Source organism: Paraburkholderia sp. BR14374 (assembly GCF_040948685.1).
In the GTDB taxonomy this organism is placed as follows: Bacteria; Pseudomonadota; Gammaproteobacteria; order Burkholderiales; family Burkholderiaceae; genus Paraburkholderia; species Paraburkholderia youngii.
This window is the reverse complement of sequence record NZ_JBFPKF010000001.1, coordinates 763,568-781,900: the sequence shown is the minus strand read 5'-3', so window position 1 is coordinate 781,900 and position 18,333 is coordinate 763,568. Positions and strand designations below refer to the sequence as shown.

16 protein-coding genes and 1 tRNA gene are annotated in these 18,333 nt (G+C 65.1%); 12 read left to right on the top strand and 5 right to left on the bottom strand.

The window, feature by feature from the left end; translation table 11 throughout:
- The first annotated feature begins 181 nt into the window (after positions 1–181).
- From rsmB to AB3X86_RS03490, 10 genes are all read left to right on the top strand, one after another.
- Positions 182–1,621, top strand: a complete 1,440-nt coding sequence (rsmB, locus tag AB3X86_RS03535; protein WP_368594930.1) for a 16S rRNA (cytosine(967)-C(5))-methyltransferase RsmB — start codon at positions 182–184, stop codon at positions 1,619–1,621.
- Positions 1,618–2,217 carry a DUF4390 domain-containing protein gene (locus AB3X86_RS03530; RefSeq protein ID WP_176109835.1) on the top strand — a complete coding sequence of 200 codons (600 nt, stop codon included), beginning with the start codon at positions 1,618–1,620 and terminating at the stop codon, positions 2,215–2,217. Before rsmB ends, AB3X86_RS03530 begins: the two co-directional genes overlap by 4 nt.
- On the top strand, positions 2,207–4,633 hold the full coding sequence (locus AB3X86_RS03525) for an ATP-binding protein (RefSeq protein WP_368594929.1): 2,427 nt from the start codon (positions 2,207–2,209) through the stop codon (positions 4,631–4,633). The genes AB3X86_RS03530 and AB3X86_RS03525 overlap by 11 nt, the downstream gene beginning before the upstream one ends.
- Positions 4,634–5,323: a response regulator transcription factor EsaR gene (gene esaR, locus AB3X86_RS03520; RefSeq protein WP_176109833.1), complete on the top strand. Its 690-nt coding sequence runs from the start codon at positions 4,634–4,636 to the stop codon at positions 5,321–5,323. It abuts the gene before it with no gap.
- 94 nt (positions 5,324–5,417) lie between these two features.
- A tRNA-Phe gene (locus tag AB3X86_RS03515) sits at positions 5,418–5,493 on the top strand.
- A gap of 395 nt (positions 5,494–5,888) precedes the next feature.
- Positions 5,889–6,620, top strand: a complete 732-nt coding sequence (queC, locus tag AB3X86_RS03510; RefSeq protein WP_176109832.1) for a 7-cyano-7-deazaguanine synthase QueC — start codon at positions 5,889–5,891, stop codon at positions 6,618–6,620.
- A gap of 54 nt (positions 6,621–6,674) precedes the next feature.
- Positions 6,675–7,307, top strand: a complete 633-nt coding sequence (gene queE, locus AB3X86_RS03505) for a 7-carboxy-7-deazaguanine synthase (protein ID WP_368594928.1) — start codon at positions 6,675–6,677, stop codon at positions 7,305–7,307.
- A 9-nt stretch (positions 7,308–7,316) separates the two neighbouring features.
- Positions 7,317–7,760 (top strand): 6-carboxytetrahydropterin synthase QueD, encoded by a 444-nt coding sequence (queD, locus tag AB3X86_RS03500; protein WP_368595004.1) that lies wholly within the window; start codon positions 7,317–7,319, stop codon positions 7,758–7,760.
- Between the two features lie 203 nt (positions 7,761–7,963).
- A complete protein-coding gene (locus AB3X86_RS03495; RefSeq protein ID WP_368594927.1) occupies positions 7,964–8,746 on the top strand; it encodes an HpcH/HpaI aldolase/citrate lyase family protein in 783 nt (260 codons plus the stop codon).
- On the top strand, positions 8,743–9,477 hold the full coding sequence (locus AB3X86_RS03490; protein WP_368594926.1) for a tetratricopeptide repeat protein: 735 nt from the start codon (positions 8,743–8,745) through the stop codon (positions 9,475–9,477). The genes AB3X86_RS03495 and AB3X86_RS03490 overlap by 4 nt, the downstream gene beginning before the upstream one ends.
- Before the next feature lie 80 nt (positions 9,478–9,557).
- Here AB3X86_RS03490 and rodA read toward each other — a convergent pair whose 3' ends face one another.
- The 5 genes from rodA to AB3X86_RS03465 all read right to left on the bottom strand — a co-directional run bounded on the left by rodA (position 9,558) and on the right by AB3X86_RS03465 (position 16,015).
- Positions 9,558–10,706 carry a rod shape-determining protein RodA gene (gene rodA, locus AB3X86_RS03485; RefSeq protein ID WP_176109829.1) on the bottom strand — a complete coding sequence of 383 codons (1,149 nt, stop codon included), beginning with the start codon at positions 10,704–10,706 and terminating at the stop codon, positions 9,558–9,560.
- Between the two features lie 10 nt (positions 10,707–10,716).
- Positions 10,717–13,092 carry a penicillin-binding protein 2 gene (mrdA, locus tag AB3X86_RS03480; protein WP_368594925.1) on the bottom strand — a complete coding sequence of 792 codons (2,376 nt, stop codon included), beginning with the start codon at positions 13,090–13,092 and terminating at the stop codon, positions 10,717–10,719.
- A gap of 79 nt (positions 13,093–13,171) precedes the next feature.
- Positions 13,172–13,684, bottom strand: a complete 513-nt coding sequence (gene mreD / locus AB3X86_RS03475) for a rod shape-determining protein MreD (RefSeq protein WP_176109827.1) — start codon at positions 13,682–13,684, stop codon at positions 13,172–13,174.
- Positions 13,681–14,817 carry a rod shape-determining protein MreC gene (gene mreC / locus AB3X86_RS03470; protein ID WP_368594924.1) on the bottom strand — a complete coding sequence of 379 codons (1,137 nt, stop codon included), beginning with the start codon at positions 14,815–14,817 and terminating at the stop codon, positions 13,681–13,683. Before mreC ends, mreD begins: the two co-directional genes overlap by 4 nt.
- 154 nt (positions 14,818–14,971) lie before the next feature.
- Entirely contained in the window at positions 14,972–16,015 is a 1,044-nt protein-coding gene (locus tag AB3X86_RS03465; RefSeq protein WP_004189550.1) for a rod shape-determining protein, read from the bottom strand.
- Positions 16,016–16,388: 373 nt separating this feature from the next.
- Between AB3X86_RS03465 and gatC the strand changes: the two genes are divergently transcribed.
- Complete coding sequence (gene gatC / locus AB3X86_RS03460; protein ID WP_176109825.1) at positions 16,389–16,688, top strand: Asp-tRNA(Asn)/Glu-tRNA(Gln) amidotransferase subunit GatC; 300 nt, start codon at positions 16,389–16,391, stop codon at positions 16,686–16,688.
- Between the two features lie 155 nt (positions 16,689–16,843).
- Positions 16,844–18,331 carry an Asp-tRNA(Asn)/Glu-tRNA(Gln) amidotransferase subunit GatA gene (gene gatA / locus AB3X86_RS03455; RefSeq protein WP_368594923.1) on the top strand — a complete coding sequence of 496 codons (1,488 nt, stop codon included), beginning with the start codon at positions 16,844–16,846 and terminating at the stop codon, positions 18,329–18,331.
- Positions 18,332–18,333: the final 2 nt, after the last annotated feature.

Genomic DNA, 18,333 nt, shown 5'->3' with positions numbered 1-18,333 from the left:
GGCGCGTCGATCCTGAAGTACTGAAGAGCGGGCCCGCGAGGCTCGCTTTTTTTCGCACCGTTCGTCGCCACCGCGCGACTGCGTCTGCCGCCGCCCCCGCACGGCGGCGCCCCACCGGCGCCACGCTACAATGTGCGCTGATTGCGCCGCGCGCACCGTGCGGCTGGCCCTTGCTCCCTTCATGACTTCAAAGCCTTCTTCGCGTTCTGCTTCCTCGTCGGCGCGCTCGCGCGAATCCCGTTTGTCGGCGCTGCACCTGTCGCCCGAATCGCTCGGGTTCGCGCTCGACTGCGCGGCTCAGGCCGTCGGCGCCGTGCGTCTCGGCGCGGCCTTGCCCGCAGCGCTGCAAAGCGTGTTCGTGTCGATGCCCGAGGGCAACGCCGCAGCGGCGCGCGGCGCGGTGCAGGACATCGCCTATCGCACGATGCGCCGTCTCGCGACCGCCGAGTGGCTGATTGGGAAGCTCGTGAAGAAAGCGCCACCGCCGCACGTCGCGCATGTGCTTGCGTGCGCGCTCGCACTGCTCGTCGACGACGAAGCGAGCGCCGCTTACACGCCGTTTACGGTCGTCGACCAGGCGGTCAGGGCGATCGGCGCGCGCCGCGAGTTCGGGTTCGCGAAGGGGCTCGTCAATGCGGTGCTGCGTAACTTCTTGCGTGAGCGCGACACGTTGCTCGCCGCCGTGCAAGCCGACGAAGCCGCGCGCTGGAACTATCCGGCCTGGTGGATCGACGCGGTGAAGCGCGCATGGCCCGAGGCGTGGCAATCGGTGCTGGCCGTCGGCAACACGCAAGGTCCGCTGACGTTGCGCGTGAACGCGCGCCATTCGACGGTCGACGCCTATCTGCAAGAGCTGCAACGCCAGCAGATCGCCGCGAGCAAGGCCGGCGAGCACGCGGTCACGCTCGCCACGCCGATGCCGGTCGAGCGCATTCCGGGCTTCAGCGAAGGGCTCGTGTCTGTACAGGACGCAGGCGCGCAACTCGCCGCGCAATTGCTCGGCGTGCGTGACGGCATGCGCGTGCTCGACGCATGCGCGGCCCCTGGCGGCAAGACCGGCCATCTGCTCGAACTCGCCAACATTCAACTCGTTGCGCTCGAAAGCGATGCGTCGCGCGCGCGCCGCATCGGCGAAAACCTGCGGCGTCTGAAGCTCGAAGCGGAAGTGCGCATCGGCGACGCGGGCAACGCCGCGCAGTGGCACGACGATCTTGACCAACCGTTCGACCGCATCCTCGCCGACGTGCCATGCTCTGCGTCGGGCATCGTGCGGCGTCATCCGGATATCCGCTGGCTGCGTCGCCAGTCGGATATCGCCGCGCTCGTCGCCGAACAGCGCCGCATTCTCGACGCGCTGTGGCCGCTCGTGAAACCCGGCGGCGAGTTGCTTTACGTTACCTGTTCGGTCTTCCCCGAAGAAGGCGAGTTGCAGGCTCAGTGGTTTGGAAACCGGCATCAGGATGCGGTACGATTGGACGCGCCGGGGCAGCTTTTACCCTCAGTTGCTCGCGCGCCCGCCGACTCATCGGCCGGTTCTCATGCTGGACGACCCGCTGAATTCAGCGCCGGCACGAACTCAGACCACGACGGATTTTTCTACGCGCGCTTTCAGAAACGGTGACCATAAAACGCTTCTTCCCGCTTCGGCTCGCTGCCGTGCTCTGGATCGCGCTGGCCGTCTGGCTTGCAGCGCCGGGCGCGGCGCATGCTGACTCGATCGCGGTGCAGCGGGCGTCGCTGCAGGCGGACAACGGCGGTTGGAGTCTCGATGCGCATTTCGAATTCGAGCTGAACAGCAATCTCGAAGATGCGGTCAACAAAGGCATTCCGCTTTATTTCACGACCGATTTCGAATTGAGCCGGCCGCGCTGGTACTGGTTCGACGAGCAGCCGGTCAGCGTGTCGCAAAGCTTGCGGCTGTCGTTCCAGCCGCTCACGCGCGAATATCGCGTGTCGAGCGTGCAGTCGGGCGGCTTGCAGCTCGGCTTTTCCACGCTGAAGGATGCGCTCGCTGTGATCAAACACGTGACGTCGTGGCACGTGATCGACCGCAATGAGGTGCGTGTCGGCGAAACCTATAACGCGTCGGTGCGCATGCAACTCGACATCGGGCTGATGCCCAAGCCGTTCCAGATCGACGCGGTGAACAACCGCGACTGGAACCTCGCCTCCGATTGGAAGCGCTTCACTTTCACGGCGGCCGATCGTGCTAAATAAAGTGCGCTCATCTTCCACCAGTGTCAGCAGCATCGTCGTGCGCGTGCTGGTGTCGACGGTCGCGGTCACGGCCGTGCTGCTGCTCGTATTGCTGGCCGCCGCGAGCGCGAACACCGAATTCTTCGACCGCTATTACCAGTGGCTGTACGCGGCCAACGTCGCGGTCGCGATGATCTTTCTGCTGGTGGTGGCGACGCTCGTCGTCATCATCGTCGTGCGCTTACGCACGGGCAAATTCGGCACACGGCTGCTCGCGAAGCTCGCGTTCTTCATGGCGCTGGTCGGCGTGGTGCCGGGCGGCATCATCTACATCGTGTCGTATCAGTTCGTGTCGCGCAGCATCGAGTCGTGGTTCGACGTGAACGTCGAAACCGCGCTAGCGTCCGGCCTCAATCTCGGGCGCGGCATGCTCGACGCGTCGCTGTCCGATTTGCAGACGAAGGCGCGTCTGATGTCCGAGCAGATCGCGAGCGCGGATGCGGCCGGCACCACGCTGACGTTGCTGCGTCTGCGCGACCAGTTCGGCGTGCAGGACGCGACGATCGTCGAGCCGACCCGCAGCATGTCGGGCGCGACGCCGGACATGCACGTGGTCGCGCAGGCGTCCAGCAATTACGCGATGCTGCTGCCGAACGATCTGCCGACACCGTTGATGATCGAGCAGGCGCGAGGCCACGGCTATGCGGCGATCGAAGGCGAGGTGGACGGCGACGCGCACGCGCAGGGCGGCAAGGGCGCGCTGCGTCTGCGCGTGGTGCAGCGTATTCCCGATGCGAACGCATCGCTATTGCAGCCCACCGAGCGCTTCCTGCAACTGACGCAGCCAGTTTCGACGACACTCGCGCGCAATGCCGACGCGGTGCAGCGCGCGTATCGCGAGTATCAGGAGAAGGCGCTCGGCCGCACCGGCCTGCGCAAGATGTACATCGGCACGCTGACGCTGTCGCTGTTTCTCGCGACCTTCATCGCGATGATGCTCGCGCTCGCGCTCGGCAATCAGCTCGCGCGGCCGCTGTTTCTGCTCGCGCAGGGCACGAAGGAAATCACCGAGGGCGACTACACGCCGAAGCGCGAGATCAAATCCCGCGACGAACTCGGCTTCCTGACTCAGTCGTTCAACGCGATGACGCGGCAGTTGGCGGAAGCGCGCGGGGCCGTCGAGAAAAATCGTATCGCGCTCGAGCATTCGAAGGCGTATCTCGAGAGCATCCTCGCGAACCTGACCGCGGGCGTGTTCGTATTCGACCGGCAGTTCCGGCTGACCACCGCGAATCGCGGCGCCGAGCGGATTTTCCGTCAGCCGTTCCAGACGGTGCTCGGTTCGTCGCTCGATCAGATCGGCGTGCTCGGCGAATTCGGCGCGATGGTGCGCAAGGCATTCGCCGATCGCGAAGCGGCGAGCGAAGACGGCCATGACGACAACGGCCATTGGCAGCAGCAGTTCTCGGTGCCGGTTCCCGGCGAGACCGAGCCGCTGACGTTGCTCGTGCGCGGCGCACGGCTCGTCGCGGCGAACGAGCGCGATGCCGAAGACATCCAGACCTCGGGCTACGTGGTCGTGTTCGACGACATCTCCGACGTGATCTCCGCACAGCGGTCGATTGCATGGGGCGAAGTCGCACGGCGCCTCGCGCACGAGATCAAGAATCCGCTCACGCCGATTCAACTGTCGGCCGAGCGTTTGCAGATGAAGCTCGCCGACAAGCTCGCGCCGTCGGATGCGGACGTGCTGAAGCGCGGTGCGACGACGATCGTCAATCAGGTTGCGGCGATGAAGCAGATGGTCGACGATTTCCGCGACTACGCGCGCACACCGCCCGCGGTCCTCGCGCATCTGCAATTGAACGATCTGGTCAGCGAAGTGCTCACGCTGTACGGTATCGAGGAAGGCAAGGGCGTGATCCAGGTCGAGCTTGCGGCCTTGCCGGCAATACGTGGCGACGCGACGCAATTGCGTCAGGTGATCCACAACCTGCTGCAGAACGCGCAGGACGCGGTCGCGGAAGTCGCGCATCCGCGTGTTTTGCTCGAGACGAGGACAGTAGAATACGGAGACCCCGACGTGCAAGGCAAGGCGCGCGTCGCGGTACGTCTGACCGTGTCGGATAACGGACCGGGCTTCCCCGCGCGCATCCTCACGCGCGCGTTCGAGCCGTACGTGACGACCAAGGCCAAAGGTACGGGTCTGGGACTTGCGATGGTCAAGAAGATCGTCGACGAACATGGCGCGCGCATCGACATTCGCAATCGCATGAAGGCTGGCGACGTGATCGAAGGCGCGCAGATTTCGATTCTCTTCCTTCAACTGGCGGACGAGCCCGCGCAGCCGGGTGCACCTGGTTCGGGTGCGCATCTGGCGCATGGTGGCGCGTCGCAGGGAACGACAAAAGCAACAGTGCAGACAAGGGCAGCGTAAATGGCAACCATCCTGGTGGTAGATGATGAAATGGGCATCCGGGAACTGCTCTCGGAGATCCTCAGCGACGAGGGACATGTCGTGGAGGCCGCTGAAAACGCGCAGGAGGCGCGCGAGTTCCGGCTGCGTCAGGCGCCGGACCTCGTGCTGCTCGACATCTGGATGCCGGACACCGACGGCGTAACGCTGCTCAAGGAATGGGCCGCGCAAGGTCAATTGACGATGCCCGTCATCATGATGTCCGGTCACGCGACGATCGACACCGCGGTCGAGGCCACCAAGATCGGCGCGCTCAACTTCCTCGAAAAGCCGATCGCGTTGCAAAAGCTGCTGAAGGCGGTCGAGCAGGGACTTGCGCGCGGCAACTCGGCGGCCGTGCCTGGCGGTGTGGCCGCGAAGCCGGCGTTGCCGGTCAGCGCATCGTCGGTCGCGTCGGCGGCCGCGTTGCCGATGCTGTCGGCCGATGGCGTCGGCGGCGGTGCGCTCGCCGCGCAAACCGCGTCCATCTCGTTCGACATTCCGCTGCGCGATGCGCGCGACGCGTTCGAGCGCGCGTACTTCGAATATCACCTCGCGCGCGAGAACGGCAGCATGACGCGCGTCGCGGAGAAAACCGGTTTGGAGCGCACGCATCTTTATCGCAAGCTGAAGCAACTCGGCGTCGATCTCGGCAAGAACAAGGGCGAGTAAGCGCCACGTGTTGCATGCAAACGCGGCCCGGCGATATTTTTTATGAAAGGGCTTGCTGAACTGCAGATCGCTTGATATAGTTTCGTTCTTCGTTGGCCCGGTAGCTCAGTTGGTAGAGCAGCGGATTGAAAATCCGCGTGTCGGTGGTTCGATTCCGCCCCAGGCCACCAGGATTCAGCCCCAGGAAATCGCAAGATTCCTGGGGCTTTTCCGTTTGGCGGACAAGTCGTCACTTTGGCTCGCCATGCAGTTGGAGCCGCGACGCGTAGGACAACAGGCGTCGGTGACATTCGGTGTCGCGTGATAAAATCGCGCCAGTTCAAGGACTTGCATGCAGGCGTCGCACGCGGTCGTATACCGCGCGAATGCGGTGCCGAGCGTATCGCACCGAAGCACCCAATCCTTCGCCCGACGATCGGCGGTATAAGCGCCCAGCCACGTTCACGCGCAACGCGCGACCTATACTGCTTTGGGCCGGCACAATGCCGGCACACGTCGCGCCGCGTTGCTCGCATAGCGCATCTCGCGCAGCGCGACGTGGCGCTCTCATTCACGGAGTATCACGGTGATCCGCAAAGACGCTAAGCGTAGCGCGCTAGTGCTGTTTTCCGGCGGCCAGGATTCCGCCACATGTCTCGCGTGGGCGCTCGATCGTTACGACACGGTCGAAACGATCGGCTTCGACTATGGTCAGCGTCATCGGGTCGAGCTCGAATGCCGAGAGGGGTTCCGTCAGGCCGTCGTGCGTGCGTTTCCGGCGTGGGCCGATCGTCTCGGCGACGATCACACGATCGACCTGTCGCTGCTCGGCGCGATCAGCGACACCGCGATGACGCGCGAGATCGAGATCGAAGCCACGGCCAATGGGTTGCCGAACACGTTCGTGCCGGGCCGCAATCTGATGTTCATGACGATCGCCGCGGCCATCGCGTATCGGCGCGGTTTGCAGGTGCTGGTCGGCGGGATGTGCGAGACGGACTTCTCGGGCTACCCCGATTGCCGCGACGACACGATGAAGGCGTTGCAGGTTGCGCTGAATCTCGGCATGGACAAGCGTTTTGCGCTGGAGACACCGCTAATGTGGCTCGACAAGGCCGACACATGGCGTCTCGCGCACGAGCTCGGCGGCGACGCACTGGTCGAACTGGTGCGCGTCGAGACCCACACTTGCTACCTCGGCGAACGCGCCGAACTGCATTCATGGGGCTTCGGCTGCGGCGAATGCCCGGCATGCCGGTTGCGCAAACGTGGCTATGAGGCTTACCTCGCCGGTGAGAAAGTCACCGAGCCCGTGTGACGGTTCGCGCAAGAGCGCGCATCATTGATTCAGGAACACAGGACAGAAAGCAGCATGACGTACGCGGTCAAGGAAATCTTCTACACGTTGCAGGGTGAGGGCGCGAATGCCGGGCGGCCGGCCGTGTTCTGCCGTTTTGCAGGCTGCAATCTGTGGTCGGGCCGCGAAGAGGATCGCGCGGAAGCCGTCTGCCGTTTCTGCGACACCGACTTCGTCGGCACCGACGGAGAGAACGGCGGCAAGTACCGTACACCTGACGAACTCGTCGCGATGATCGCGTCGCAATGGCCGCAAGGCGAGGGCGAACGCTTCGTCGTGTGCACCGGCGGCGAGCCGATGCTGCAGATCGATCAGCCGCTCGTCGTCGCGCTGCACGCGGCCGGCTTCGAGATCGCGATCGAGACCAACGGCTCGCTGCCGGTGCTCGACACGATCGACTGGATCTGCGTGAGCCCCAAGGCCGACGCGCCGCTCGTCGTGACGAAGGGCAACGAACTGAAGGTCGTGATCCCGCAGGACAACCAGCGCCTCGCCGACTACGCGAAGCTCGACTTCGAGTATTTCCTCGTCCAGCCGATGGACGGTCCGTCGCGCGACATCAACACGAAGCTCGCGATCGACTGGTGCAAGCGTCATCCGCAGTGGCGCCTGTCGATGCAGACTCACAAGTATCTGAACATTCCCTGATTTGCCGTGCTGACGATTACCCGAAAACTCGAATTCGACGCGGGCCACCGCATCCCCGATCACCGCAGCCAGTGCCGTAATCTGCACGGCCATCGCTATGTGCTCGAAATCACGCTGCAAGGCGATCTGGTCGACACCGAAGGCGCGCCCGACCGCGGCATGGTGATGGATTTCGCCGACGTGAAGTCGCTCGCAAACGAGCACCTGGTCGACAAGTGGGACCACGCGTTTCTCGTCTACGAATGCGACACGCAGGTGCGTGGCTTTCTCGACAGCATGGCGGGTCACAAGACGGTCGTGATCGATCGCATCCCCACCGTCGAGAACCTTGCCGCGATTGCATTCGATATCCTCGCGAACGTCTACGACGCGCACTACGGCGTGAACCTGCGCCTGCATAAAGTGCGTCTGTACGAGACGCCGAACTGCTGGGCCGACGTGGTCCGCGACTAGCTTCCCGCCTGAATCCACATCTCGCCGCGCGAGCGAACTCTCGCGTTATTGTCACGGTATGATCGTTCCGACCAACACCCGGAGCGAGACATGCCGGTCACCGCATCGCGTCGCAGCAGGCATCGAGGCCGTCAGCGCCCCGGTGCCTGCCTGATTCGCTATCTGGCCCCGCTTCGCATTGCAAACCTGCGCGAGGCCAGCCGATGAGCACCTTCACCAACTCCCTCAAACAACGTCTGAAGGACAACGCGCCGCTGTTCGGGCTGTGGTTGTCGCTCGGCAGCGAGGCCGCCGCCGAAGCGCTCGCGCACGCCGGCTTCGACTGGCTGCTGATCGACATGGAGCACGCGCCGAACGATAGCGGCGGCGTCGAGTCGCAATTGCGCGCGATCGCCGCCGCCCATCTGCCGAGCGAGCCGGTGGTGCGCGTGCCCGCGAGCGAGCCGTGGCTCGTCAAGCGCGTGCTCGACGCCGGCGCGCGCACGCTGATGTTCCCGAACATCGAATCCGCTGAAGACGCGGCACGCGCCGTGCGGCTCACCCAATATCCGACCGCGGAGGCGCTCGACGGCCTGCGCGGTGTCGCGGGCGTCGTGCGTGCGGCCGGCTACGGCATGCGGCGCGACTACGTGCAGACGGCGAACGCACAAATCGCGACGATTGTGCAGATCGAATCGGCGCGCGGCTTGCGCGAGGTCGAGCAAATCGCGGCGACGCCGGGCGTCGACTGCGTGTTCGTCGGGCCGGCCGATCTGGCCGCGAGCCTCGGTCATCTCGGCGACGCGAAGCACGCGGACGTGCAGGCGGCGATGGCGCGCATCGTCAGCGCGGCCGGCCAAGCCGGCATTGCCGCCGGCATCTTCGCGATGGACGTGGCCGGCGCGCGGCAGCATCGCGACGCGGGCTTTCGCTTCGTGGCGCTGGCCGCGGACGTGATCTGGATGTTGCGCGCGACGCGCCAGGCATTACAGGAGGTGAGGTCATGAACGGCAGAGTGCAGCGGGGCGCCGGGCCGAGGATTGCGCGGGCGGCCGCGCAAGTGACCATTGCGGCGGCGCTGCTCGCGAGTACCGCGTGGAGCGTCGCGTACGCACAGGATCACGTCGCCAGGTCGAACGATCCGCAGACGCAATCCGCGGTGGCCGATTACAACGCCGGCAACCTCGCCGCTGCGCTGACCGAATTCCGCGAGGCCGCCGAGCGCGGCAGCCGGCTCGCCCAGTTCAACTACGCGATGATGCTGCTCAACGGCGAAGGCACGCCGGTCAACGTCGACGAAGGCAAGAAGTGGCTGCGCAAGGCCGCCGATGCGAACATGTCGCACGCGCAATACGTGTACGGCAAGATGTACGACGATGGCGAGTTCGTCGAGCGCGACCCGGTGGAGGCGCATCGCTGGTTCATGAAGGCCGCCGCGCAGGGTCATGTGCAGGCGGAACTCGCGCTCGCGAATCAGTTCCTCGACGGACGTGGTACCGAGCGCGACAACAAGCAGGCGTTCGTCTGGTACAAGAAGGCGGCGCAGGGCGGCGACATGACCGCGCAGTATGTGACCGGCTCGTTCTACGAGCGCGGCGGCGATGGTGTCGACCGGAATCTGAATGTGGCGCGCGCGTATTACGCGGCCGCGGCGGCACAGGGCGATCCGGCCGCGCGCCTGAAGTATCAGCAGTTGAGCGCGCAGTTGCGCGATCAGAAGGAAGTGAAACCCCAGTAGTGAAGCAGCAATCAAGCAAAAGGGCGCTCGCAACGAGCGCCCTTTTGGCATTTTCGATTGCTGCGTGCCGTTAGCGACGCTTAGCTCTGCATCAACCGCTTCTGTCGCGCGACACTCATGATCAGCCCGGTCGCGACACCCAGTGTAGTCAGCGCGGTGCCGCCGTAACTCATGAACGGCAACGGCACGCCGACCACCGGCAGAATGCCGCTCACCATGCCGATATTGACGAACGCGTACGTGAAGAACGCCATCGTCAACGAGCCGGCCAATAATCGCCCGAACAAGGTCGCGCCATTGGCCGCGATGTAGAGCCCGCGCGCGATCAATAGCATGTACAGCGTGAGCAGCACGATCCCGCCCGCCAATCCGAACTCTTCCGAAAACACCGCGAAGATGAAGTCGGTGTGCTTTTCCGGGATGAACTCCAGATGCGCTTGCGTTCCCTTCAGCCAGCCCTTGCCGAGCGGGCCGCCCGAACCGATCGCTATCACCGCCTGAATCGTGTGGAAGCCTTTGCCGAGCGGGTCCGAGGTCGGATCGAGCAGCGTGCAGATACGGTGCTTCTGATAGTCGTGCATCAGCGGCCACTGCACTTCGGGCTGACAGATCTTGTCCTGGAACGCCGCGATCGACACAACCGCGATCACGCCTGCGATCAGCACCGGCACGATCAGCTTGAAACTCAGCCCCGCGAAGTAAATCACGAACAGGCCGGCGGCGAACACGAGCACGGCCGTGCCGAGGTCGGGCTGCTTCGCGATCAGGCCGACCGGCACGATGAGGATCGCGAAGCCCACCAGGTAGTCGTACCAGCGCATCACGCCTTCGCGGCGCTGGTAGTACCAGGCGAGCATCAGCGGTGTCGCGATCTTCAGTATTTCCGATGGCTGGATCACCACGCCGACGTTGATCCAGCGCTTCGCGCCTTTGCGCGTGAGACCGAACATCGCGACCGCGACCAGTAACGCGATCCCGAACGTGTAAAGCGGGACCGCGAAGCGCATCAGCGTGTTGGGCGGCACATTGGCGAGCCCCCACATCAGCACGAAGGTGAGCAGGATGTTGCGCAACTGGTCTTCGACGCGGCCCGGCATATCGAGACTCGCGCTGTACAGCGTGACGATGCCGACGCACAGCAGCAGAAACACGATCAGGGCGAGCGGACGGTCGAAGCCCGCGAACATCCGCTTGATGCGGTCGAGCCAGGCGCGCTTGTCGAATTGCATGCCTTTCTCCTTATTCGTCGACACCGCCGGTGGCGGGCTGGCGCGGTGACGCGCCCTGGACGCCGTCCTCGCGCGATGGGGCCGCGACGCTCGGCGCCGGCTCGCTGGCCGGACGGGGTTTGTGCGGGGCGTCGGACGTACGCGACGCGGATTTCTTTGCCGCGGCCAAAGCCGATGCCGCCCTGGCCGCCGACGCCGCCCGCGCCGCACTGGCCGAAGCCGCTGCCGGTGCGCTGGCCGGCACCGTTGCCGCCGCGCCAGCCGATGCCGCCACCGGCACGGACGCGCCGTTCGCGCCCGAAGCCGCAACAGCCGCCGACGCACCCGAGGCCGCCGCGGCAGCCGCCGCCCCCGGCACCGGCAGTGCCTTGAAGCCCGCCGCAATCCTGAGCGGCTGGGCGCCCTCGTGCTGCGCCGGCGTCTCACCGACCTGTGGCGCGGACGCTTCGACGGTGTTCGATGCCGCTGCCGCGACGGCTGCTTCGACCACGCCGGGCTTGTTCTTGCCGACCAGGTAATAGTCGAGCACCCTGCGCGCGATCGGACCGGCCGCCTCCGCGCCCCAGCCGCCGTTTTCGACGATCAGCGCGAGCGCGATCTTCGGTTGCTCGACGGGCGCGAACGCGATGAACAGCGCGTGATCGCGCAAATTCTCAGCGATCGCGTGACCCTTGTAGTTCGCGCCTTGCAGCGAGTACACCTGCGCGGTACCGGTCTTGCCTGCCGCCTGGTACGCCGCGCCGGTGAACACCTTGGCCGCCGTGCCGTTCGTGATCACGCCTTCCATCGCATGCTTGATGAAGTCGATGTCCTGCTGCTTGACCGCGATCCTGTCACTCGGGTCGCGCACCACCGGCCGCGTGTCCTTCGTGATCGGATTCTCGATGTCGCGCACGAGGTGCGGCTTCATCACGACGCCGTTGTTCGCGAGCGTTGCGGTGGCATGCGCGAGCTGCAGGATCGTGAACGAGTTGTAGCCCTGGCCGATGCCGAGGCTGACCGTCTCGCCTTCGTACCACTTCTGCTGCTCGGGTTTGCGGTACGCGTGGCGCTTCCAGTCGGTCGACGGCAGGATGCCCTTCGCTTCGCCGGCGATGTCGATGCCGGTGATCTGCCCGAAGCCCCACGGTTTCATGAAGTTCGCGATGTTGTTGACGCCGAGATCGTGCGCGAGCATGTAGAAGTACGTGTCGTTCGACACGACGATCGCACGGTTCATGTCCACCCAACCCTGGCCCGAGCGCACGTCGTTGCGGAACGTGTGGCCGCCGAACGTGTAGTAGCCGGGGTCCTGGAAGCCCCAGCTCGGCGTGCGCTTGTGCAGCGACAGCGCGGCGAGCGCCATGAACGGCTTGTAGGTCGAGCCCGGTGGGTACGTGCCGTGTAGTGGCCGGTTCAGCAGCGGATGGTCGGGCGAGTTGTTCAGCTCGTCCCAGGTCTGCTGGTCGATGCCGTCGACGAATGAATTCGGGTCGAAGCTCGGCGCCGACACGAACGCGAGCACGTCGCCGGTGGACGGCTCGATCGCCACGAGCGCGCCGCGACGTCCGGCGAACGCCTGCTCGGCGACCTGCTGAAGGCCGATGTCGAGCGATAGCACGAGGTTGTTGCCCGGCGTCGCCTGGGTGCGCGACAGCGTGCGCACCGGGCGGCCGCCCGCCGTCACCTCGACTTCCTCGAAGCCGGTCTGGCCGTGCAGCTCGGTTTCGTAACTCTGCTCGACGCCGATCTTGCCGATGTAATCGGTGCCCTTGTAGTTGTTCGCGTCCAGACGCGGATCGTAGTGGTCCGGATCGCTGTCGTTCTGATCGCTGGCGTCGTCGATGCGGTCCTGGTCGCGCTGCGAAATCCGTCCGATGTAGCCGATCACGTGCGCGGCGGTCGGCCCGAGCGGGTACTGACGGAACAGCCGCGCGCGCACTTCGACGCCGGGGAAACGGAAGCGCTGCGCGGTGAAGCGCGCGACTTCGTCGTCGGTCAGGCGCGTGCGGATCGGCAGACTTTCGAAGTTCTTCGAGTCTTCCTGCAGCTTCTTGAAGCGGCGGCGGTCGCGCGCGTCGATCGAGACTACCGTAGCGAGATTGTCGACCACGTTATCGAGCGTGTCGTTCAGCTTCGAGGGTGTGATTTCGAGCGTGTAGGCCGAGTAGTTTTTTGCGAGCACGACGCCGTTGCGGTCGGTGATGATGCCGCGGTTCGGCACGATCGGCGCGACGGAGATGCGGTTTTCATCGGCCTGCAGCGAGTACTTGCTGTAGTGCCAGACCTGCAGGAACAGGAAGCGAAAGCCGATCAGCCCGAAGCAGACGAACACGAACAGGCCCGCCGCCGCGACGCGCAGGCGGAATTTCGTGAGCTGCTGTTGAGTGTCCTTGAATTCGGTCATGCGATTCTGCAAAAGGCCGGCATGCGGCCATCAAGAGTGTGCGCCCAAATTGGCCGCGGGCCGTGGGCCCGATGCGGGTTCAAATGGGGCGCGTATCGTCCGGGTCGGCGGGGCGGCGCTGCGGCATCAGCAGCAAGATGCTCGCGAGCGGCCACAGCGCGGCTTCGACGAAACCGTCGATCAGATAACTCCAGCCCGGAAACGCCGCACCGGTCAACAACCGGATCACGAACGGCACCAGTTGCGCGACGACGAGTAGCGGCATCACCGCGAAGGTTTGCACGCCGAGCGACATCCACAGCACGCGGCGGTGAATCGTGATCGCGCCGTACGACAGCAGCGTGTAGGCGAGCGCGTGCTCGCCGAGCAGGCTCGCGTTGTGCACGTCCATCAGCAGGCCGAGAAAAAACGCGATGCCCATGCCGACCTTGCGCGGCTGATGCACATTCCAGAACAGCAACACGAGCGCGACGAAATCGGGCACGCCGGCGAGACGCCCCCACGGCATCAGGTTCAGCAGGAACGCGGAGGCGAGGCTGAACGCGATGAAGTACGGGTTGACCGGCTGCAGGATGTATTGCGGGCGATTCATGGCTGAGCCCCCGGCTCGGCTTGCGGCTTCGCGTTCTTCGCGGCGGCCGGTTTGTCGGCTTTTCGGTCGGCTGCGGGCTTTTCGGACTTCTTGTCGGCGGCGGGTTTGGCCGGCGCCTTTTCCGCGGATTTGGCGGCGGGTTTTTCGGCGGGGGCTTTGTCGGCGGCGTTCTTGTCCGCCGACCTGGCGGCGGATTTGTCCGCCGCGCCCTTGCCTTCCACGGCTTTGGCGCCCTTCTTCGCTTTCGCTTCTTTCGCGACCGTCGCCGCGTCGGGCTCGTCGGCCGGACGCGGTGGCGCGGTGTTCTGGACGTGCAGCACCAGCACCTGACGCGCGCCGCGCACCGCCGCGACCGGCAGACTGACCACGCGCGCAAACGCGGTGTCGGCCTGCCTGTCGACGCGCACGACCTTCGCGACCGGCAGCCCCGGCGGATACACGCCGTCGAGACCGCTGGTGACGAGCTCGTCGCCGGTCTGCACGTCGGCGCTGATCGGCACGAAGCGCAGATCGAGCGTGTCGCCCTTCGGCGTGCCGTAGATCACGCTGCGCAAGCCGGTGCGCAGAATTTCGACCGGCACCGCCTGGTCCTTGTCCGTCAGCAGCGTGACTTCGGCCTGCAGCGGGAACACCCGTGTGACCTGGCCGATCACGCCGTCCTCGTCGACGACCGGCGAGCCGTTCTGGATGCCTTGCTGCGCGCCACGTCCGATCACGACCTTCTGCGTGAACGGATCGCGCGTGTCGTACTGGATTTCGGCGGGAAGCGATTGCGTGGTCAGCTGCTGCGACAGTTGCATCAGTGCGCGCAGATGACTATTTTCGGCAGCGAGCGACGCGGCAGTGTTGGCCTGCTGCGACAGCTGCAGGTCCTTCTCGCGCAGCTTTGCGTTTTCGTTGCGCAGCGTCGCGCTCGTCACGGCGAGGTCGGCGGCGCCCATGAAGATGTCGCGCGGCACGAGCGCCGCGCGCTGCAACGGATAAAGACCCGCGCCGAGCACGCCGCGGACGATTTCGAGCGTCCGGAAGCGGGCGTCGGAGATCAGCAGGGCAAGCGCCAGCACGACGAAGAACACCAGTCGCGCGAGAGCGGAGGGGCCTTGCTTGAACAGGGGCGGCGGACTGTATTCCATGGTCGGCGCCGGGGGCGTGAGCGGTTGGGTGAGACGGCGGCGCGCTAGGCAAGCGCGTTCAGCGCGCGGAGGCTGGTCGGCCCAGCCAACGACAAAGCGGCCCGCAAGGGGCCGTGTGCCAGATCCGCGCTACTGACATGGGAGGAAGGCTCGCTTACTCGTACGAGAAAATGCTGCCGAGCTTGTCCATGCGCTCGAGCGCCATGCCCGAGCCACGCACGACGCAAGTCAGCGGATCTTCGGCGACGAGCACCGGCAGGCCGGTTTCTTCGGCGAGCAGTCGGTCGAGATCGCGCAGCAGCGCACCACCGCCGGTCAGCATCATGCCGCGCTCGGCGATGTCCGCGCCGAGTTCCGGCGGCGTTTGTTCCAGTGCGATCTTCACCGACGACACGATCTGGTTCAGCGGATCGGTCAGCGCTTCGAGGATTTCGTTGCTGGAGATCGTGAAGCTGCGCGGAATGCCTTCCGACAGATTGCGGCCCTTCACTTCCATTTCCTTGACTTCGGAGCCGGGGAACGCGGAGCCGATTTCCTTCTTGATGGCTTCGGCGGTCTGCTCGCCGATCAGCATGCCGTAGTTGCGGCGGATGTAGTTGACGATCGCTTCGTCGAATTTGTCACCGCCGACGCGCACCGAGCCCTTGTACACTATGCCGCCGAGCGAGATCACGCCGACTTCGGTCGTGCCGCCGCCGATGTCGACGACCATCGAACCCGTTGCTTCCGACACCGGCAGGCCCGCGCCGATCGCGGCGGCCATCGGCTCTTCGATCAGGTACACCTGCGAGGCGCCCGCGCCATGCGCGGCTTCCTTGATTGCGCGACGCTCGACCTGGGTCGAACCGCACGGCACGCAGATGATGATGCGCGGCGACGGCGAGAACATGCGCGATTCGTGAGCAGTCTTGATGAACTGCTTGATCATCTGTTCGGTGACGGTGAAGTCGGCGATCACGCCGTCTTTCATCGGGCGGATCGCCTCGATGTTGCCCGGCACCTTGCCGAGCATCTGCTTGGCTTCCTTGCCGACTGCCTGAATGGTCTTCTTGCCATTCGGGCCGCCTTCCTGGCGGATCGACACGACCGACGGTTCGTCGAGAACGATGCCCTTGCCGCGCATGTAGATAAGCGTGTTGGCGGTGCCGAGGTCAATGGCCAGATCGTTGGAGAAGTAGCTGCGCAAAAAACCGAACATTCAAAATCCTGTCTCGCTGGGGGCCGGGCCTCGCACCGTATGCGTAGGACGGCAGCGGAATAAATAACAGCTTCAACCGGGCGGTAGCGACGCCACATGAACTTGAAGCCGCGGGGGAGTCTACCGGAGGCCGTTGCAAAGCCAGGGCGGAAAACGCCGGACGTTCTTTGAATTGTCCGTAAGGCCTTGGTAAGTCGGTCCGGGTTTGGGTCGAACGCGTAATCATACCTTATAATTTTGGATGTTTTGAAGGAAACGGAGCGTACATTTTGCCGTTCCCGCTCCTTTTTTTAGATTGTCCTATCTTGTCGTAACCCGCTGTTAAAGCGCGACTTTTTAACCGTAGTGACATTCCACCCTTTCCGGTGATTGCATGGCTCTGACCCTGACCGATGTAAAACGCATCGCGCATCTCGCGCGGCTTGAACTGGCCGATTCCGACGCCGAGCACACGCGTGCCCAGCTCAATGATTTTTTCGGCCTCGTCGAGCAGATGCAGGCGGTCGATACCACCGGCATCGCCCCGCTTGCCCACCCGATCGAGCAGATCGAAGACGTCGCGCTGCGTCTGCGTGACGACGCCGTCAGCGAGACGGTCGAGCGCGAGGCTTTCCAGCGCCCCGCGCCGGCCGTTCAGGACGGCCTGTACCTCGTGCCGAAGGTGATCGAATAAGACCCGTCGGGCAGACCCCGCCCGGCGCCGGCACGAGCCTTTCGTGCGCAGGCGCGCGGCTTCGCCGCGAGCCGTGCCGGGCCGTCTGCCGACGGGCAACCGAACGCCTCCACGGCAGCGTGACCACGCTGCCGCGCTTTCCAGGATAAAACGCAATGCATGAAAAAAGTTTGACCGAACTGCGCGCCGCGCTTGCGGCCAAGGAATGCTCCGCAGTCGAACTGGCGCAGCTGTACCTGAAGCGGATCGACGCGGCCAACAGCCTGAACGCGTTCATCCAGGTCGATCCCGAACTGACGCTCGCGCAGGCGAAAGCCGCCGACGCGCTGCTGCACACCGGCCACGCCGGCCCGCTCGTCGGCCTGCCGATCGCGCACAAGGACGTGTTCGTCACGAAGGGCTGGCGCTCCACGGCCGGCTCGAAGATGCTCGCGAACTACGAAAGTCCGTTCGACGCGACCGTGGTCGCGCGTCTCGCGAACGCCGGCATGGTGTGCGTGGGCAAAACCAACATGGACGAGTTCGCGATGGGCTCGTCCAACGAGAATTCGTACTTCGGGGCCGTGCAGAATCCGTGGGACCGCAAGGCCGTGCCGGGCGGATCGTCGGGCGGCTCCGCGGCCGCCGTGGCCGCGCGTCTCGCGCCCGCCGCGACCGGCACCGACACCGGCGGCTCGATCCGCCAGCCGGCGTCGTTCTCGGGCATCACCGGCATCAAACCGACGTATGGCCGCGTGTCGCGTTACGGCATGATCGCGTTCGCGTCGTCGCTCGATCAGGGCGGCCCGATGGCGCAAAGCGCCGCGGACTGCGCGACGCTCCTCAACGCGATGGCCGGCTTCGACGAGCGCGACTCGACGAGCCTGTCGCACGAGCACGAGGACTACACGCGCTACCTCGGCAAGTCGTGGGGGGACGGCGGCGCTGACAAGCCGCTCGCCGGCCTGCGCATCGGCCTGCCGAAGGAGTACTTCGGCGCCGGTCTCGCCGACGACGTGCGCGCATCGATCGACGCCGCGTTGAAGCAATACGAAGCGCTCGGCGCGACGCTCGTCGAGGTGTCTTTGCCGAAAACCGAACTGTCGATCCCGGTCTACTACGTGATCGCGCCGGCCGAAGCCTCGTCGAACCTGTCGCGTTTCGACGGCGTGCGCTTCGGCCACCGCGCGGCCGAGTACCGCGATCTGCTCGACATGTACAAGAAGTCGCGCGCCGAAGGCTTCGGCCCCGAAGTGAAGCGCCGCATTCTGGTCGGCACCTACGTGCTGTCGCACGGCTACTACGACGCGTACTACCTGCAGGCGCAGAAGATCCGCCGCATCATCGCGCAGGACTTCCAGGAAGCGTTCAAGCAGTGCGACGTGATCATGGGACCGGTCGCGCCGTCGGTGGCATGGGACATCGGCGCGAAGGGCGACGACCCGGTGCAGATGTATCTGGCCGACATCTACACGTTGTCGGTGAGCCTCGCCGGCCTGCCGGGCATGAGCGTGCCGTGCGGTTTCGGCGCGGGCGCGAATGCGCAGCGCCCGGTCGGTCTGCAGATCATCGGCAACTATTTCAATGAAGCCCGGATGCTTCAGTTGGCCGACGCGTTCCAGCGCGCGACCGACTGGCACCGTCAGGCACCGGCAGGAGTGTGAGC

What these genes read in the sequence shown, in the direction of transcription:
- mreD (WP_176109827.1), bottom strand. Translation starts at nt 13,684, where the DNA reads ATGAATCGCCCGCAATACATCCTGCAGCCGGTCAACCCGTACTTCATC.
- queE (WP_368594928.1), top strand. Translation starts at nt 6,675, where the DNA reads ATGACGTACGCGGTCAAGGAAATCTTCTACACGTTGCAGGGTGAGGGC.
- AB3X86_RS03495 (WP_368594927.1), top strand. Translation starts at nt 7,964, where the DNA reads ATGAGCACCTTCACCAACTCCCTCAAACAACGTCTGAAGGACAACGCG.
- esaR (WP_176109833.1), top strand. Translation starts at nt 4,634, where the DNA reads ATGGCAACCATCCTGGTGGTAGATGATGAAATGGGCATCCGGGAACTG.
- rsmB (WP_368594930.1), top strand. Translation starts at nt 182, where the DNA reads ATGACTTCAAAGCCTTCTTCGCGTTCTGCTTCCTCGTCGGCGCGCTCG.
- rodA (WP_176109829.1), bottom strand. Translation starts at nt 10,706, where the DNA reads ATGCAATTCGACAAGCGCGCCTGGCTCGACCGCATCAAGCGGATGTTC.
- gatC (WP_176109825.1), top strand. Translation starts at nt 16,389, where the DNA reads ATGGCTCTGACCCTGACCGATGTAAAACGCATCGCGCATCTCGCGCGG.
- mrdA (WP_368594925.1), bottom strand. Translation starts at nt 13,092, where the DNA reads ATGACCGAATTCAAGGACACTCAACAGCAGCTCACGAAATTCCGCCTG.
- AB3X86_RS03490 (WP_368594926.1), top strand. Translation starts at nt 8,743, where the DNA reads ATGAACGGCAGAGTGCAGCGGGGCGCCGGGCCGAGGATTGCGCGGGCG.
- mreC (WP_368594924.1), bottom strand. Translation starts at nt 14,817, where the DNA reads ATGGAATACAGTCCGCCGCCCCTGTTCAAGCAAGGCCCCTCCGCTCTC.
- gatA (WP_368594923.1), top strand. Translation starts at nt 16,844, where the DNA reads ATGCATGAAAAAAGTTTGACCGAACTGCGCGCCGCGCTTGCGGCCAAG.
- AB3X86_RS03465 (WP_004189550.1), bottom strand. Translation starts at nt 16,015, where the DNA reads ATGTTCGGTTTTTTGCGCAGCTACTTCTCCAACGATCTGGCCATTGAC.